Genomic DNA, 16,316 nt, shown 5'->3' with positions numbered 1-16,316 from the left:
GATCCTGCCTTAGTGAAAAATTGAAAAGCCATTGATTTAAAACAAGAACGCGTGATGCGCTCGCGGAGCGGAGTTTAAGCGCGGAGTCTTCGGCGAACTGTCAAAAATGGTGGATCGGCTCTCAATTCACGGGCATCGAAACGAAACTTCGGATTGTTCCTTATAGGGTGGGCAAAAAAGTGCGGAGCGCCCGAACGGCGCGCGCAAAAAAATACCGCCCGGCAAGCGGGCGGTATTCGATGCGACTTGAAATCAGGCGAGCGGTATGACGATTAACCCACCGCAACCTGACGCAGCACCGGGCGCTTCGCGGCCTGGAGCATCGCGGTGTAGCTCTCGACGTAGTTCTGCGCCATCGTGTGCGCGCTGAAGCGGCGTTCGAACTGCGCGCGAATTTCCGTACGCGAGAGTTCATCGAGTCGTTGCAGCGCGCCGACCGCGCCCTGCACGTCCTCGCAGATGAAGCCCGTCACGCCGTGATCGATCACTTCCGGCACCGAACCGCGATTGAACGCGATCACCGGCGTGCCGCAGGCCATCGCTTCGATCATCACCAGGCCGAAGGGCTCGTTCCAGTCGATCGGAAAAAGCAGTGCCTTCGCGCCCGACAGGAATTCCGGCTTTTGCGCCTCGTTGATCTCGCCGATGAACTCGACATGCGCCTGCGACAGCAGCGGCTCGATCGTCGACTTGAAGTATTCCTGGTCGACCTTGTCCACCTTGGCGGCGATCTTCAGCGGCAGACCGCTTTGAGCCGCGATCTTGATGGCGAGATCGGCGCGCTTTTCCGGGCAAATGCGGCCCAGGAACGCGAGATATTCCGGCTTCTTGTGCGGCTGCGGCGTCAGCAGTTCGTTCGGCAGACCGTGATAAACGGTGTTCAGCCAGTTCGCCTGCGGTAGCGGGCTACGCTGATTGTCCGAGATCGAAATGACGTTCGCCTTCGTGAACGTGTTGAAGATCGGCTGCAGTTCCGGCAAATCGAGACGGCCGTGCAGCGTCGTCACGAAGGGCGTATCCATCTGCGTGAACAACGGAAACGGCATGTAGTCGAGGTGGAAGTGCAGCACGTCGAACTCGTGCGCGCGCTGGCGGACGGTTTCGAGCAGCAGCATGTGCGGCGCGAGCGCATCGCGCACGGTCGGGTCGAGACGCAACGCACGCGGCCACACCGCGTCGAGCGTCGCCTTGGTTTGCGAATCGCCGCTTGCGAACAAGGTTACATCGTGGCCGAGCTCGACGAGCGCATCGGTCAGATAAGACACGACGCGTTCAGTGCCGCCGTAAAACTTCGGAGGAACTGCTTCGTGCAACGGTGCAATTTGTGCGATTCGCATAACGTGACTCTCCATGTAGGTGAGGCATTGCAGTCACGCTCCGGTCGAGCGCTCAACACATGCCATTCGGGCGGGCCGCGTGTGGTGTAGACGCCGCCCGAGATCGGCCCGGAGATGAAAAACATCGCGACCGGGTTATCCCTTACTGCCCATTATCAGGATCGAGAGCGGCATTTCATTTCATTTTTCAATCGCTTATCGTTGTTACAGCGCGAAACATGTGCTGTTACGAAGTCAGAATTTGCACCAAAAAAGATGATGTAGACGGATTTGAAGCGTGGAACACGCCGCGGGGTTCTTATAAGCAATTTGCGGTCCTGCGCGCCGAACATTGCAGCGATTGGTCGTCTGGCGCGGCCCACAGCGAAAAGCCGAAACACCGGCATTAAGTCAGACGAATAATTGCCGATAACTTAGTCTGCCGATCGGCAAGCGAAGGGCGTGGGCGTGTAAGAAATATTCCTACACGAATCTTCGCGAAACTCCGTCGTTGCGTCGGAAGGTTTGTCCTACAGGCGCGGCCGCGGGCATCGGCGACAATCGAATCGAGACCAGACAACGCGCGCGGGGCCGCATTCGCCTGTCCTTTGCGAATTCGAGCAAACGTTCACCCGCCGGGCCTGACCAGCCAAGTATCGATTCGGGGAAAAAAATGACGATCAGCAATACGAGTACGCTCGCGGAAATCCGCGAGGTGAATCTGTCGTACTTGCTCCTCGCACAGCGGCTCCTTCAGGAAGACCGCGTTTCGGCGATGTACCGCCTCGGGCTTTCCGCGCAGGTCGCGCAGGTGCTGACTTCGCTGACGCTCGCGCAGGCGGTGAAAGTGGCGTCGTCGAGCCATTTGCTGTGCCGCTTTCGTTTCGACGACCACACGCTCCTCTCGTCGCTCGCCGACAAGGACAAGAGCGCGGCGCTCGCGCACGCCCACGCGGCGATCCTGCTGGCCGACGGTCCCGTCGAGCAGATCGGCTGAGCCACGCGACAACCCGATGGCGACAAAAAGCGTGGTCGCGGAAGTCCGCGAAATCACCCTGGCGATCGAACTGATCGAACTGGGCGCGCGGCTGCAGTTGCTCGAAGCGGAAACGAGCCTCTCGCGTGACCGTCTCATCAAGCTCTACAAGGAGCTGAAGGGCGCGTCGCCGCCGAAGGGCATGCTGCCGTTCTCGACCGACTGGTTCATGACCTGGCAGCCGAACATTCATTCGTCGCTGTTTCACGCGATTTATCGATTCGTCGATACGCACGGCGGCGTGAAGTCGACCATTCAGACGATCGTCAAGAGCTACCGCCTGTACCTCGAACATCTCGAGATGCACGGCGACGAGCCCGTCCTCTCGCTCACGCGTGCCTGGACACTCGTGCGCTACTTCGAATCCGGCATGCTGCAGACCAACGCCTGCACGCGCTGCGGCGGACGCTTCGTCGCCCACGCGTACGAACTGCGCGCGGGCTATGTCTGCGGCCTGTGCCAGCCGCCGTCGCGCGCGGGCAAGACGCGCAAGGCGATCGCATCGTCCGGCGCGACGGAGCGCGCTCCAGGCATCGCGGCCTGACGCCGCACTTCCGGCACGGCCCGCTGCCACACGGGGTTTACCGTTTGCCGTCCACGCGGATTTGCCCCCAAAGTTTTTCAGTCGAGTGCCGTAAACCACTTAACGGCGGTCTTACCGCATCAAAACGTGAGGACTCGACTGTGCTGATTTTCGTTGGATCGCTCGTGACATTGCTGTCCGTTTTCGGCGGTTACGCGCTCGAAGGCGGGCACCTTGGCGCGCTCATGCAGCCGGTCGAGATTCTGATGATCGCGGGCGCGGGCGTCGGCGCGTTCATCCTCGGCAACAACGTCAAGACCATCAAGGCGACCATTCAGGTTCTGCCGACGCTCTTCAAGGGCGCGAAGTACGACAAGAGCATGTACATGGAGCTGATGGGCCTGCTCTACGTGCTGCTCGCGAAGGCGCGCAAGGAAGGCACGCTCGCGCTGGAGGCGGATATCGAAGATCCGGCGAAGAGCCCGGTCTTCAGCCAGTACCCCAAGATTCTCGACGATCACCATATCGTCGAATTTCTGACGGATTATCTGCGCCTCATGGTCAGCGGCAACATGAACGCGTTCGAAATCGAAAGCCTCATGGACGAGGAGATCGAGACGCATCACGTCGAGGGCGAGGCGCCCGCGCATGCGCTGACCAAGGTCGGCGACGCGATGCCCGCGTTCGGCATCGTCGCGGCCGTGATGGGCGTCGTGCACACGATGGCCTCCGCCGATCAGCCGCCCGCGATTCTCGGCGAGATGATCGCGCAGGCGCTCGTCGGCACCTTCCTCGGCATTCTCCTTTCCTACGGTTTCATCGGGCCGCTCGCGAATGTCGCGGAACAGCGCGTCGCGGAGCAGACCAAGATGTTCCAGTGCATCAAGGTGACCATTCTCGCGAGCCTGAACGGCTACGCGCCCGCGATCGCGGTGGAGTTCGGCCGCAAGGTGCTGTTCTCGACGGAACGTCCGTCGTTCTCCGAACTGGAAGAACACGTGCGCCGGGTCAAGTCGAAGTGACCGGAGCACAGCGATGAGCAACGACAGCGAACGGCCCATCTTCATCAAGCGCATCGTCGCCGGCAAGAAGGGGCATCACGGCGGCGCGTGGAAGCTCGCCTACGCGGACTTCATGACCGCGATGATGGCGTTCTTCCTGCTGATGTGGCTGCTTTCGTCGACCTCGCCGGTGCAGCGGCGCGGCATCGCCGAGTACTTCAACATGCCGCTCAAGGCCGCGATGGTCGGCGGCAAGTCCGTCGGCATGGACAACAGCATTCTCATCGGCGGCGGCCGCGATATTTCCAGCAACGAAGCGGGCGCGGCGCGCAGGTCCGACGGCAGCACGCAGCTCGCGCAGCGCGCCTCGGCCAACAACGACGAAGAATTGCTCAAGGCCGCGCAAGGCGAGCTCGAACGGCGCGAGCAGGTGCGCCTGCATGATCTGCAGGTGAAGCTCATGGCCGCGATCGAGGCCAATCCGACGCTGCGCCAGTTCAAGCAGCAGATCCGCATCGAGTCGACGCAACAGGGCTTGCGCATCGAGATCGTCGATACGCAGAAGCGCCCGATGTTCGCGCTCTCCAGCAACGCCGTGCAGCCCTACATGCGCGACATCCTGCGCGAGATCGGCAAGACGCTCAACGACGTGCCGAACCGCATCGTCGTGCAGGGACACACCGACGCCGTGAAGTACGCGGGCGGCGAGAAGGGTTACAGCAACTGGGAGCTGTCGGCGGACCGCGCGAACGCGTCGCGGCGCGAGCTGGTCGCGGGCGGCATGGACGAAGCGAAAGTGATGCGCGTGCTCGGGCTCGCGTCCACGCAGAACCTGAACAAGAAGGATCCGCTCGATCCGGAGAACCGGCGCATCAGCGTCATCGTGCTCAATCGCAAGACGGAAATGTCGATGCTGCGCGACGACGGCTCGCCGGGCGCGACGCTCGACAACGGCACGGACGCGCAAGGCGCGCCGGCGACTGCGCTCGGCCAGCTCATCCCTGGCATCGCGGCCCGGCCCGCGGCGCAATGAGCAAATTGCTCGAAAAACAGGCTCAAGACTCGGCACGTTTCGACCGTCATCACGGCAAGAGACAAACATGATCAAAAACATTCTGGCAATCGACGATTCGGCCGCGATGCGGCAAATCCTCTCGGCGACGCTGGCGACGGCGGGTTACGAAGTGACCGTCGCGTCCGACGGCGACGAAGGGCTGGAGTGGGCGCTCGCGGAGCGCTTCGACCTGGTTCTGACCGACCAGCACATGCCGGGCAGAAGCGGACTCGATCTGATCGTGGCGCTGCGCGCGAACCACGCCTACCGGGCGACGCCGATCCTGGTCCTCACGACCGAAGGCGGCGAGCCCTTCAAGGACGCGGCGCGCTCGGCGGGCGCGACGGGCTGGATCGAAAAGCCGCTCGATCCGGACCTGCTGACCGAACTGGTCGCCGCGCTCTCGGAAGACACGCAGCACTGAAGCGAAAGCAAAAGACAACCCGCGCACCCACGCGCCGACGGTGACTCAAGCATGACACTCGACATTACCCAGTTCTATCAAACCTTCTTCGACGAAGCGGATGAACTGCTCGCGCAGATGGAGCAACTGCTGCTCGTTCTGGACATCGCGAATCCGGACCCGGAAGACCTCGCGGCGATCTTCCGCGCGGCACACTCGATCAAGGGCGGCGCGGCCACGTTCGGCTTCACCGCGCTCACCGAGACGACGCACATCCTCGAATCGCTGCTCGACCGGGCGCGCAACAACGAGCTCGTCCTGCGCCGCGACATGATCGACACGTTTCTCGCGACCAAGGACGTGCTCTCGGATCAGCTCGCCGCCTACCGCGCGAGCACGGAGCCGGATGCAGCCGCGGCCGCCGCGATCTGCGCGAAGCTGGAGCGCCTGAAGAACGAGCATGCCGAAGGCGGCCAGCCGGGCCAGATCGAGCCGCCGTCGCTGCCGGGCACGGAGAAGAACGCGGCGAAGCTGAACGTCGCGCCCGCCTATGAAGGCCCGAACGCGCCGCCCGCGCACGTGATCGCACAGGCGGCGGACGTGATCGAGGACGACGGCAACTGGGACGGCGCATTCGAACTCACCGATGTATCGACACATGCGGGAACCGCTGCCGATGTGACGCCGGGACACACCGGCGCGCTGGCGGCGGATGCAGGACCCCACCTGAAAATTACGCTACGGGGGGTGGGCGAGAAGGACCTGGCGACTCTGATCGAGGAGCTGGGGAATCTGGGAAGCATCGTCGGAGAAAAGAAGACGGACGCCGAGTATGTGGTTTGGCTCGACTCGGACGTCCCGGCCGACGATATCGTCGCCGTGTGCTGTTTCGTGATCGATGAAAAGCAGATCGCGATCGGCCGTGGCGACGCGGCGGCGCAATCCGCCGAAGCAGCGCCAGCAGTACCGGCAGTGCAACCCACGCTACACGAAGAGCCGAAGCAATCGCAGGCGCATGCAGCGCCCGCATCCGTGGCTGGCAAGGAAGCAGTGAAAGAAGAATCGGCGGCGGCGGCGGGCTTGCAGGTCCCGTCCGCTGCCCAACCGACGAAATCCGCGGCGAGCGACGCCGACAAGAAGGCGCGGCCGCAGGCGGCCGCATCGGCGGAAGGCAGTTCGATTCGCGTCGGCGTGGAGAAGGTCGATCAGCTCATCAATCTGGTGGGCGAGCTCGTCATCACGCAGGCGATGCTCGCGGAAACCACGAGCACGTTCGATCCCGCTCTGCACGACCGTCTTTTCAACGGCATGGCGCAGTTGGAGCGCAACGCGCGCGACCTGCAAGAGGCCGTCATGTCCATCCGCATGATGCCGATGGATTACGTATTCAGCCGCTTCCCGCGTCTCGTGCGCGATATCGCCGGCAAGCTCGGCAAGGAAGTGGAACTCGTCACGTTCGGTCAGGCGACCGAGCTAGACAAGAGCCTGATCGAGCGCATCATCGATCCGCTCACGCACCTCGTGCGCAACTCGCTCGATCACGGCATCGAAACAGTGGAAGCGCGCCGCGCGGCGGGCAAGTCGACCACCGGCCAGCTCGTGCTGTCGGCGGCGCATCACGGCGGCAACATCGTGATCGAAGTGAGCGACGACGGCGCCGGCCTGCGCCGCGACAAGATTCTCGCGAAGGCGCAGAAGCAGGGCATGCAGGTTTCCGAATCGATGAGCGATGAGGAAGTCTGGCAACTCATCTTCATGCCGGGCTTCTCGACCGCCGAACAGGTGACCGATATTTCCGGCCGCGGCGTAGGCATGGACGTGGTGAAGCGCAACATCCAGTCGATGGGCGGCCACGTCGAAATTATGTCGCGCCAGGGCGCGGGCACGACCACGAAGATCGTGCTGCCGCTCACGCTCGCGATCCTCGACGGCATGTCGGTGAAGGTCGGCAACGAGATCTTCATTCTGCCGCTGAACTTCGTGATGGAGTCGCTGCAGCCGGTCGCGGAAGACATCTACACGGTCGCGAACGGCGAGCGCGTCGTGCGCGTGCGTGGTGAATATCTGCCGCTCGTCGCGCTGCATCGCGTGTTCGATGTCGAAGGCGCGCGTACCGAGCCGACGCAGGGCATCGTCACGATCATGCAGACGGAAGGACGCCGCTTCGCGATGCTGATCGACGAACTCGTCGGCCAGCAGCAAGTGGTCGTGAAGAACCTCGAAACCAATTACCGCAAGGTGCACGGCATTTCCGCCGCGACCATCCTGGGCGACGGTCGTGTCGCGCTGATCGTCGACGTGGCCGCGCTCAACCGCGAATCGCGCGCACAGCACGGCGCGCACTCTCACTAACAACGAAGGAGCCATTCATGGCAGACGTTCAAACGATTCATACCGCTGCGCCTTCGCGACGTGATGCGGGTCACGCCGAAGCGGCCGGACAGGAATTCCTCGTGTTCACGCTCGGCGCCGAGGAATACGGCATCGACATCCTGAAGGTGCAGGAAATTCGCGGCTACGACAACGTTACACGCATCGCGAATGCGCCCGCGTTCATCAAGGGCGTGATCAATCTGCGCGGCATCATCGTGCCGATCGTCGATATGCGCATCAAGTTCAATCTGGGCCGCGTCGAGTACGACAACCAGACCGTCGTGATCATCCTGAATGTGGCGCATCGCGTGGTCGGCATGGTGGTCGATGGCGTGTCGGACGTGCTCACGCTCGCGCAGGAGCAGGTGATGCCCGCGCCCGAATTCGGCGGCACGCTCGCGACGGAATATCTGACGGGCCTCGGCACGGTCGACGGCCGCATGCTGATCCTGATGGACATCGAAAAGCTCATGACGAGCCGCGAGATGGAGTTGATCGACTCCGTTGCCGCATAACGAGCGAAGAGAAAGAAGCCATGCTGAAGAAGTTGTCGATCCGCACGACGCTCACGCTCGTCGGCCTGCTGTTCACCGGATGCGCGGCGCTGATCGGCGCGCTCGCGCTCGCCGGACTCAATTCCGCCAACGCGTCGCTCTCATCGCTCGCGCAGGAAGACCTGGTCGCGATGCGCGCGCTCTCGGAAACGTCGTCGTATCTGCTGCGCTCGCGCATCACGCTCGACCGCGTGCGCTCGCTCGCCGAAGCGGGCAGCACGGAAGAAGCGAAGAAGGCGATCGATCGCGGCCAGTATCTGCTCGACAAGAGCAATGAAAACTGGAAGGTCTATCTCGACACGCCGAAACCGACGCTGCCGAAGGAAACCTTCGACGCGCTCGTCGCCCAGCGCGACGCGCTCGTGAAGACCGGCGTGGAGCCGGAATTCGCCGCGATCCGCGCGAACGACATGGCCGCGTATCACGCGATCGCCGACACGAAGATTAGCCCGATGTTCGTCGCCTTCGATCAGGCCGTGACGGCTGCGGTGGCCTCGCATCAGGAGCACGCGGAGACGTCGCGCGCGAGCACGGCCTCGCATATCGCGGCGCTCAACATGACGATCGGCGCGGTGCTCGTGCTCGCGGTGCTGATGCTCATCGGCACGCGCATGGCGCTCTCCAGCCTGATCGTGAAACCGATCAACGATGCCGTCGATCACTTCGACCGCATCTCGCGCGGCGATCTCACGCAGTCCGCGCATACGGACCGGACCAACGAAATCGGCCGCCTGTTCGCGGGCATCGAGCGCATGCGCGGCAACCTGACGGCGATGGTCGGCTCGGTGCATCGCGGCGCGGAATCGATCGATGTCGGCGCGCATGAAATCGCGAGCGGCAACACGGATCTGTCGCAGCGCACGGAAGAGCAGGCGGCGTCGCTGCAGGAAACGGCGTCGAGCATGGAAGAACTGACGAGCACCGTGAAGCAGAACGCCGACAACGCGCGCCAGGCGAGCCAGCTCGCGGTGAGCGCATCGGATATCGCGTCGCGGGGCGGCGAAGTCGTCGAGCAGGTCGTCGAGACGATGCACGCGATCGCGTCGAGTTCGAACAAGGTCGTCGACATCATCGGCGTGATCGAAGGCATCGCGTTCCAGACCAACATTCTCGCGTTGAACGCGGCCGTCGAAGCGGCGCGTGCAGGCGAGGAAGGCCGCGGCTTCGCGGTGGTCGCGGGCGAAGTGCGTTCGCTCGCGCAACGCAGCGCGGCGGCGGCGAAGGAAATCAAGGCATTGATCGGCGATTCGACCGCGAAGGTCGACAGCGGCACGGAACTCGTCGCGCGCGCCGGTCAGACGATGGGCGAGATCGTGCAGGCGGTGCGCCGCGTGACGGACATCATGGGCGAGATCAGCGCGGCGTCGGAGGAGCAGTCCGACGGCATCGAGCAGGTCAACCGCGCCGTCACGCAGATGGACAGCGTGACGCAGCAGAACGCGGCGCTCGTCGAGCAGGCGGCGGCTGCCGCGGCATCGCTCGAAGAGCAGACGCGTCAACTGAAGGACGTGGTCGCGCAATGGCGTCTGGAAAGCGCGGCGCCGGTGCGCGCGAGCGCATCGACGGCAGCGGCGCGCATCAAGGCGTCGGCGCCGGCTGCGCGCATCGAGCCTTCGTCGGCTGCGGTTGCGTCGAAAGCCGAAAAGCACGCGAAGTCCGCTCAGAACGCGAAAGTTGCGCCGGAAGCGGCCGTTATCAAGGAAGCAGGCAAGGCCGCAAGCAATCCGGCGGTCAAGCCGGCGAGCGCCGTGAAGCCCGCGCCCGCGCCGCGCGCAAAGGCGACGGTCGCAGCCGACGGCGACTGGGAAACCTTCTAACCGAATCCGGAAACGAACACGACCATGTGGGCATCGCGCATCACGATCGATAGCCGGCGTTTCATCGAAACGCACGGCATGCGCGAGTCCGCAGGGTCGAGCGCGAAGAACGCGCCACATCGGGCGCCGCTAAGGGTGTCAAGGAAGCACGAAACATCATGATGGCAACGCGCAACCCGCGTATCGACCTGGGCGCCAGTGTGCGTGGTCCGGAAGTCGAGCGCGATTTCGAATTCACGGCGGCGGACTTCGCCCGCATTCGCGAGCTGATTCATCGGCGCGCGGGCATCTCGCTGTCGGACCACAAACGCGACATGGCGTACAGCCGGCTCGCGCGCCGTCTGCGCGCCTGCGGCATCGATACGTTCAGGCAGTATCTCGATCGCCTCGAAACGAACGACGACAACGCCGAATGGGAAGCGTTCGTCAACGCGCTGACCACGAATCTCACGGCGTTCTTTCGCGAGTCGCATCACTTTCCGATTCTCGCGGAATTCGTGAAGCGCCGGCAGCAGCCGTTCTCGGTGTGGTGCTCGGCGGCTTCCACCGGAGAGGAGCCGTATTCCATCGCGATGACGCTCGTCGAAGCGCTCGGCGAACACGCGGCGCGCCAGTGCACGGTGTTCGCGAGCGATATCGACAGCCAGGTGCTCGCGAAAGCCGAAGCGGGCGTGTATTCGCTCGATCAGGTGAAGGCATTGCCCGTCGAGCGTCTCAAGCGCTTCTTCCTGAAGGGCACGGGTTCGCACGCGGGTCTCGTGAAAGTGCGCCCGGAACTGCGCGCGATGGTGAATTTCGGCCGCGTCAATCTGACGGACGCGCGCTACGACTTGAAAGGCCCGTTCGACGCGATCTTCTGCCGCAACGTGATGATCTACTTCGACAAGCCGACGCAAGGGCAGGTGCTCTCGCGCTTCGAGCCGCTGATGAAGCCGGGCGCGCTGTTGTTCGCGGGACATTCGGAGAACTTCACGTATGTGTCGCAGGCGTTCAGGCTGCGCGGCCAGACCGTGTACGAGCTGTCGCGCGACCTGAAGACGACGGGCAAGCCGCAGCGCGCGCTCGCAGGGGAGGCGGCATGAGCGGGCTGCCGATCGCGTCGAACCTCTATTTCGACAACCATTTCAAGAAGCCGGGCGTGAAGCTCCTGCCGAACGAGTTCTACATGACGAGCGAAGACATGGTGCTCGTCACCGTGCTCGGCTCGTGCGTGGCGGCGTGCATCAACGACCGCACGGCGGGCATCGGCGGAATGAATCACTTCATGCTGCCCGACGACGGCTCCGACGCGTCGCATGCATCGTCCGATTCGATGCGCTACGGCGCGTACGCGATGGAAGTGCTCATCAACGAGCTCATCAAGCGCGGCGGACGACGCGAGCGTTTCGAAGCAAAGGTGTTCGGCGGCGGCGCGGTGCTCGCGGGCATGACGACCATCAACATCGGCGATCGCAATTCGGAGTTCGTGCGGCGCTATCTCGCGCTGGAGAAGATTCGCATCGTCGCCGAGGATTTGCAGGGCATGCATCCGCGCAAGGTCGCGTTCATGCCGCGCTCCGGACAGGTGATGGTCAAGAAGCTGAAGACCGCGCACGATCCGATCGTGGTCGAGCGCGAGCAGGCGCTCGTGCAGCGCTCGCCCGAAGAGCGCGCCGAGCGGCTCGCGAAGGCGCGTGCGCGTGTCGAGCTGTTTCAGTCGAACGCGACGGCCGCGAAGCCGCGCGCGGAATTGTTCACGACGAATGCGTCGAACGTGAAGCGCCCGCGCGTGGAACTGTTCACGTCGCGCATGAAGACCGTGGAGGAAGCATGACACTCAGCCACGCGCCGAAAATCAAGGTGCTATGCGTCGACGATTCGGCGCTCGTGCGCAGCCTGATGACCGAGATCATCAACTCGCAGCCCGACATGCACGTGTGCGCAACCGCGCCCGACCCGCTCGTCGCGCGCGAACTGATCAAGCTGCATAACCCGGACGTGCTCACGCTCGACGTCGAAATGCCGCGCATGGACGGCCTCGACTTTCTGGAGAAGCTGATGCGCCTGCGGCCGATGCCGGTCGTGATGGTGTCGTCGCTGACCGAGCGTGGCAATGAAATCACGCTGCGCGCGCTGGAACTCGGCGCGGTCGATTTCGTCACGAAGCCGAAAGTCGGCATTCGCGACGGCATGCTCGACTATGCCGAAAAGCTCGCCGACAAGGTGCGCGCCGCATCGCGTGCGCGCGTGAAGCAGGTGAGCCACGTCGCGCACACGCAGACGCATGCAGCGCACAAGCCGGCGCCGCATTTCAACAACCCGCTCGTGTCGACGGAAAAGCTCGTGATCGTCGGCGCATCGACGGGCGGCACCGAAGCCATCCGCGAAGTGCTCGTGCCGCTGCCGCCCGATGCGCCCGCGGTGCTGATCGCGCAGCACATGCCGCCGGGCTTCACGAAGTCGTTCGCGCAGCGTCTGAACGGGCTGTGCCGCATCACCGTGAAGGAAGCGGAGCACGGCGAGCGCGTGCTGCCGGGCCACGCGTATATCGCGCCGGGCCACGCGCATCTGGTGCTCGCGCGCAGCGGCGCGAACTATGTCGCGCATCTGTCGGACGCGCCGCCGGTGAACCGGCATCGGCCATCGGTGGACGTGCTGTTCCGCTCGGCGGCGCAGCACGCGGGCAAGAACGCCATCGGCGTGATCCTGACCGGCATGGGCCGCGACGGCGCCGCCGGTCTGCTCGACATGCAGCAGGCGGGCGCGTACACGCTCGCGCAGGACGAAGCGAGTTGCGTGGTGTTCGGCATGCCGCGCGAAGCAATTGCAATGGGCGGCGCAAGCGAAGTCGCGCCGCTCTCTGAAATGAGCAGGCGCGTCATGGCGCGGCTTGCCTCGATGGGCGAACGCGTGCAGCGCGTCTGAACTTTTTGGATTGAGCGGCGCCGCCGCATGAGAACTCAAGGGAGTAATGATGGACAAGAACATGAAGATCCTCGTCGTCGACGATTTTCCGACGATGCGCCGTATCGTGCGTAACCTGCTCAAGGAGCTGGGCTACGGCAACGTCGACGAAGCCGAAGACGGCGCGGCCGGCCTCGCACGCCTGCGCGGCGGCGGCTTCGACTTCGTGATCACCGACTGGAACATGCCGAACCTCGACGGCCTTTCGATGCTGCAGCAGATCCGCGCGGACGCGGCGCTCTCGCATCTGCCGGTGCTGATGGTGACGGCGGAGTCGAAGAAGGAAAACATCATCGCGGCGGCGCAAGCGGGCGCGAACGGTTATGTGGTGAAGCCCTTCACGGCCGCCACGCTCGACGAGAAGCTCACCAAGATTCTCGAGAAGATGGCCAAAGCCGGGAGCTGATCGTGAACGATCTGACCACTGAACTGGCAGCCGCGGTTGCCGAAGCTGAAGCCGATCCATCGAGCGACCGCATCCTCGCGCGCATCGGACAGCTCACGCGCACGCTGCGCGACTCGATGCGCGAGCTCGGCCTCGACAAGCAGGTCGAAGCCGCCGCGCAAGCCGTGCCCGACGCGCGCGACCGGTTGAAATATGTCGCGACGATGACCGAGCAGGCCGCAGAGCGCGCGCTCAACGCGATCGAACTCGCGAAGCCGATGCAGGAAGCGATGCAGACGGAAGCGCAGTCGCTCGACGCGCGCTGGGCCAAATGGTACGACGCGCCGCTCGCGCAGGGCGAGGCGGGCGAGCTTCTCGCACAAACGCGCACGTTCCTGCAGAGCGTGCCGGAGCGGACCCAGGCGACCAACGCGCAGTTGCTGGAAATCATGCTCGCACAGGACTTCCAGGATCTGACCGGGCAGGTGATCAAGAAGATTACGGACGTCGTGTATCTGATCGAGCAGCAATTGCTGGGCGTGCTGCTCGAAAACATCGCGCCGGAGCGGCGCGAGCAGTTCGCGGCGTCGGCGGCGGCGCTGATGTCGTCGGCGACCGGCAGTCCGGAAAGCCTGCTCAACGGGCCGCAGATCAAGCCGGAAGGGCGCAGCGACGTCGTGCAGGATCAATCGCAAGTCGACGATCTGCTCGCCAGCCTCGGCTTCTGAGGCGCTTGCAATTAGTCGTCGTTTCGACGTACTCAGCGTCACAAAGACACGCGGAGGGCATACCATTGCCCTCCGCGTTTTCTATTGTGTGCGCTTGCGAACGTTAGGACTATTCCTCGCGGCTGGCATACTGATGGTATTCGCGCCCGAAAAAACAGGGGCGAAATGCGGTGGCGCATCTGTCACTCAATCGTCAAGAGCCGGTCGCGAGCAGGGGCGCGCGGCCGATCGAAAACCGATAGGAGGCCCAGTGAAGGCACCGAAGCAATCCCGTCATGGGCATCTTGTAAGCGCGCTCGCGTTCGTCGCGGGCGCATTGAGCGTGTGTACGGCGCCCGCCTACGCAGTGCTCGGCGGCGAGCCAATGAGCGCGCCGCAAGGCGCCGCCACGGCGTCCACGACAGCAGTCGCGCGGGCCGCGGTCGCGAGCGGCGCGTCGAACGCATCGTCGACACCGGCAACATCGGCGTCGAACTACACCGTTCTCACGACCACGCTCGCGAGCGGCACGGTCATCAACGAATATTTGTCCGCGCAGGGTGTGGTGTTCGGCATCGCGTGGCACGGGCCGCGCGTGCCGGACCTCGCCAGCCTGCTCGGCAGCTATTTCCCGCAGTATCAGCAGGGCCTGAAGGCGCAGCGCGCCGCGCGCGGCGGCCGTGGGCAGGTAAGCGTGCAGGATTCCGGGCTCGTCGTGGAATCGGGCGGTCACATGGGCTCGTTCGCGGGCAGCGCTTATCTGCCGCAATCGTTGCCCGCCGGCGTATCCGCCAGCGATATCCAGTAAGCGACGGGAGACTCAGTATGCATCGAACGACACTCGGCCATCCCGCCCTCTCTTCATCCCGACGCGGCGGCTTCGCCCGCTGGCTCGGCGTGCTCTGCCTGTCCGTCATGCTCGCGGCCTGCGGCGGCGGCGGCGACAACAACTCCAGTTCCAGCAGCGGCGGCTCGTCGGGCGGCGGTTCCGGCGGCGGCTCGGGCGGTGGCAGCTCCGGCACCAGCAGCGCGAACGCGCAGCCGATCGCGCCGAACGGCACGAACGCGGTGCCGATCAACGTCAACACCGGCGTCGCGGGCTTCGTCAATATCCCGAATGTCTCGGTGACGGTGTGCGCGCCGGGCTCGTCGGTGTGTCAGCAGATCGACAACATTCAGGTCGATACGGCGTCGTTCGGTCTGCGCATTCTCGGATCGGCGGCGCAGTCCGTGCTCGGCAGCCTGCCCGTCTCGCAAGCATCGAACGGCGGCCAGCTCGCCGAATGTGCTGGCTTCGCCGACGGCTACACATGGGGCACCGTGCGCACCGCCGACGTGAAGATGGGTACGGAAGTCGCGTCGAGGGTGCCGATCCAGATCATCGGCGACCTGAACGCATCGGCGGCACCGACTGGCGATAACGGCTGTCCGTCGGGCAACGACGAGAACACCACCGGCGACATCGGCGCGAACGGCATTCTCGGCATCGGCCCGCAGACATACGACTGCGGCAACGGATGCGTGAGCACGTCGCTCAACGCGATGTACTTCGCGTGCAGCAACGGCGCGAACTGCTCGCCGGTCGCCGTGCCGCTCGCGCAGCAGGTGACGAATCCCGTCACGAAGTTCGCGGTCAACAACAACGGCGTGATCGTGCAGTTGCCGCCGGTTCCGGATAACGGCGCGGTCAGTGCGACCGGCGTGCTGATATTCGGCATCGGCACGCAGAGCAACAACGCGGTAAGCGGCGTGACGAAGTACGGCACGGACCCGTACGGCGACCTGAACGGCACCTACAAGGGCAAGACGTACAAAACGTTCTTCGACACGGGATCGAACGGCAATTTCTTCCAGGATAGTTTCCCGCAGTGCTCGGGTTCGACCGCGTTCTATTGTCCGAGCTCGCAGCAGTCGCTGTCGACGACCATCGTCGGCACCGAAGGCAACAGCGCTGTCGTGCCGTTCCTGCTCGCCAACGCAAGTACGCTGACCTCGGGCAAGAACAAGTTCGCGTTCAATAGCCTCGGTGGGCAGTTGAGCATGTCGAACTTCTTCGACTTCGGTCTGCCGTTCTTCTTCGGCCGGCATGTGTATGTCGGATACGAGCTGCCGAACAACCCGGCTTACGTTGCCTTCTGATGTGCCGATGACCTGACCGGAGATCGATTCCGGTCAGGCGGTCCGCAAATGAAAAACCGGCTGCG

Annotated in this window: 16 protein-coding genes; 15 read left to right on the top strand and 1 reads right to left on the bottom strand. The window is 63.9% G+C overall.

All coding sequences use genetic code 11. The features are described 5' to 3' along the window. Positions 1-272 precede the first annotated feature (272 nt). A complete protein-coding gene (locus tag ACEN42_RS14795; protein ID WP_250482938.1) occupies positions 273-1,337 on the bottom strand; it encodes a glycosyltransferase family 4 protein in 1,065 nt (354 codons plus the stop codon). Positions 1,338-1,995: 658 nt separating this feature from the next. On the opposite strand from ACEN42_RS14795, the gene flhD reads away from it, so the two are divergent. The 15 genes from flhD (at position 1,996) to ACEN42_RS14720 (ending at position 16,251) form a co-directional block, all read left to right on the top strand. Beyond that, complete coding sequence (gene flhD / locus ACEN42_RS14790) at positions 1,996-2,313, top strand: flagellar transcriptional regulator FlhD (protein WP_187608783.1); 318 nt, start codon at positions 1,996-1,998, stop codon at positions 2,311-2,313. A gap of 16 nt (positions 2,314-2,329) precedes the next feature. Next, positions 2,330-2,896, top strand: a complete 567-nt coding sequence (flhC, locus tag ACEN42_RS14785; protein ID WP_238209570.1) for a flagellar transcriptional regulator FlhC — start codon at positions 2,330-2,332, stop codon at positions 2,894-2,896. Between the two features lie 140 nt (positions 2,897-3,036). Further along, positions 3,037-3,897 carry a flagellar motor stator protein MotA gene (motA, locus tag ACEN42_RS14780; RefSeq protein WP_035497459.1) on the top strand — a complete coding sequence of 287 codons (861 nt, stop codon included), beginning with the start codon at positions 3,037-3,039 and terminating at the stop codon, positions 3,895-3,897. Between the two features lie 13 nt (positions 3,898-3,910). Next, a complete protein-coding gene (motB, locus tag ACEN42_RS14775; RefSeq protein ID WP_371880307.1) occupies positions 3,911-4,909 on the top strand; it encodes a flagellar motor protein MotB in 999 nt (332 codons plus the stop codon). A 67-nt stretch (positions 4,910-4,976) separates the two neighbouring features. After that, positions 4,977-5,354 (top strand): response regulator, encoded by a 378-nt coding sequence (locus ACEN42_RS14770; RefSeq protein WP_035497461.1) that lies wholly within the window; start codon positions 4,977-4,979, stop codon positions 5,352-5,354. A 51-nt stretch (positions 5,355-5,405) separates the two neighbouring features. After that, positions 5,406-7,685, top strand: coding sequence for a chemotaxis protein CheA (gene cheA / locus ACEN42_RS14765; RefSeq protein ID WP_371880306.1), 2,280 nt, complete (start codon positions 5,406-5,408; stop codon positions 7,683-7,685). 17 nt (positions 7,686-7,702) lie between these two features. After that, positions 7,703-8,221 (top strand): chemotaxis protein CheW, encoded by a 519-nt coding sequence (gene cheW / locus ACEN42_RS14760; protein ID WP_035497463.1) that lies wholly within the window; start codon positions 7,703-7,705, stop codon positions 8,219-8,221. A gap of 20 nt (positions 8,222-8,241) precedes the next feature. After that, on the top strand, positions 8,242-10,077 hold the full coding sequence (locus ACEN42_RS14755) for a methyl-accepting chemotaxis protein (RefSeq protein ID WP_371880305.1): 1,836 nt from the start codon (positions 8,242-8,244) through the stop codon (positions 10,075-10,077). A 158-nt stretch (positions 10,078-10,235) separates the two neighbouring features. Further along, the gene (locus ACEN42_RS14750; RefSeq protein WP_371880304.1) at positions 10,236-11,159 is read left to right on the top strand and encodes a CheR family methyltransferase; all 924 of its coding nucleotides are present in this window, start codon (positions 10,236-10,238) and stop codon (positions 11,157-11,159) included. Further along, on the top strand, positions 11,156-11,890 hold the full coding sequence (gene cheD / locus ACEN42_RS14745; protein WP_035497467.1) for a chemoreceptor glutamine deamidase CheD: 735 nt from the start codon (positions 11,156-11,158) through the stop codon (positions 11,888-11,890). The genes ACEN42_RS14750 and cheD overlap by 4 nt, the downstream gene beginning before the upstream one ends. After that, positions 11,887-12,981, top strand: a complete 1,095-nt coding sequence (locus tag ACEN42_RS14740) for a chemotaxis response regulator protein-glutamate methylesterase (protein WP_238209578.1) — start codon at positions 11,887-11,889, stop codon at positions 12,979-12,981. Before cheD ends, ACEN42_RS14740 begins: the two co-directional genes overlap by 4 nt. A 49-nt stretch (positions 12,982-13,030) precedes the next feature. Beyond that, a complete protein-coding gene (cheY, locus tag ACEN42_RS14735; protein ID WP_187608782.1) occupies positions 13,031-13,426 on the top strand; it encodes a chemotaxis response regulator CheY in 396 nt (131 codons plus the stop codon). 2 nt (positions 13,427-13,428) lie between these two features. Then, on the top strand, positions 13,429-14,133 hold the full coding sequence (gene cheZ, locus ACEN42_RS14730) for a protein phosphatase CheZ (protein ID WP_187608713.1): 705 nt from the start codon (positions 13,429-13,431) through the stop codon (positions 14,131-14,133). Positions 14,134-14,383: 250 nt separating this feature from the next. Beyond that, complete coding sequence (locus ACEN42_RS14725; RefSeq protein WP_238209580.1) at positions 14,384-14,920, top strand: DUF2844 domain-containing protein; 537 nt, start codon at positions 14,384-14,386, stop codon at positions 14,918-14,920. A 17-nt stretch (positions 14,921-14,937) separates the two neighbouring features. After that, complete coding sequence (locus ACEN42_RS14720) at positions 14,938-16,251, top strand: DUF3443 domain-containing protein (protein ID WP_187608711.1); 1,314 nt, start codon at positions 14,938-14,940, stop codon at positions 16,249-16,251. Positions 16,252-16,316 lie beyond the last annotated feature (65 nt).

This window comes from Caballeronia sp. S22 (assembly GCF_964261745.1).
Classification (GTDB): domain Bacteria; phylum Pseudomonadota; class Gammaproteobacteria; order Burkholderiales; family Burkholderiaceae; genus Caballeronia; species Caballeronia jiangsuensis.
This window is presented reverse-complemented; position numbering and strand designations above follow the sequence as displayed.

What these genes read in the sequence shown, in the direction of transcription:
- ACEN42_RS14795 (WP_250482938.1), bottom strand. Translation starts at nt 1,337, where the DNA reads ATGCGAATCGCACAAATTGCACCGTTGCACGAAGCAGTTCCTCCGAAG.
- flhC (WP_238209570.1), top strand. Translation starts at nt 2,330, where the DNA reads ATGGCGACAAAAAGCGTGGTCGCGGAAGTCCGCGAAATCACCCTGGCG.
- motB (WP_371880307.1), top strand. Translation starts at nt 3,911, where the DNA reads ATGAGCAACGACAGCGAACGGCCCATCTTCATCAAGCGCATCGTCGCC.
- ACEN42_RS14770 (WP_035497461.1), top strand. Translation starts at nt 4,977, where the DNA reads ATGATCAAAAACATTCTGGCAATCGACGATTCGGCCGCGATGCGGCAA.
- cheA (WP_371880306.1), top strand. Translation starts at nt 5,406, where the DNA reads ATGACACTCGACATTACCCAGTTCTATCAAACCTTCTTCGACGAAGCG.
- cheW (WP_035497463.1), top strand. Translation starts at nt 7,703, where the DNA reads ATGGCAGACGTTCAAACGATTCATACCGCTGCGCCTTCGCGACGTGAT.
- ACEN42_RS14755 (WP_371880305.1), top strand. Translation starts at nt 8,242, where the DNA reads ATGCTGAAGAAGTTGTCGATCCGCACGACGCTCACGCTCGTCGGCCTG.
- ACEN42_RS14750 (WP_371880304.1), top strand. Translation starts at nt 10,236, where the DNA reads ATGATGGCAACGCGCAACCCGCGTATCGACCTGGGCGCCAGTGTGCGT.
- cheD (WP_035497467.1), top strand. Translation starts at nt 11,156, where the DNA reads ATGAGCGGGCTGCCGATCGCGTCGAACCTCTATTTCGACAACCATTTC.
- ACEN42_RS14740 (WP_238209578.1), top strand. Translation starts at nt 11,887, where the DNA reads ATGACACTCAGCCACGCGCCGAAAATCAAGGTGCTATGCGTCGACGAT.
- cheY (WP_187608782.1), top strand. Translation starts at nt 13,031, where the DNA reads ATGGACAAGAACATGAAGATCCTCGTCGTCGACGATTTTCCGACGATG.
- ACEN42_RS14720 (WP_187608711.1), top strand. Translation starts at nt 14,938, where the DNA reads ATGCATCGAACGACACTCGGCCATCCCGCCCTCTCTTCATCCCGACGC.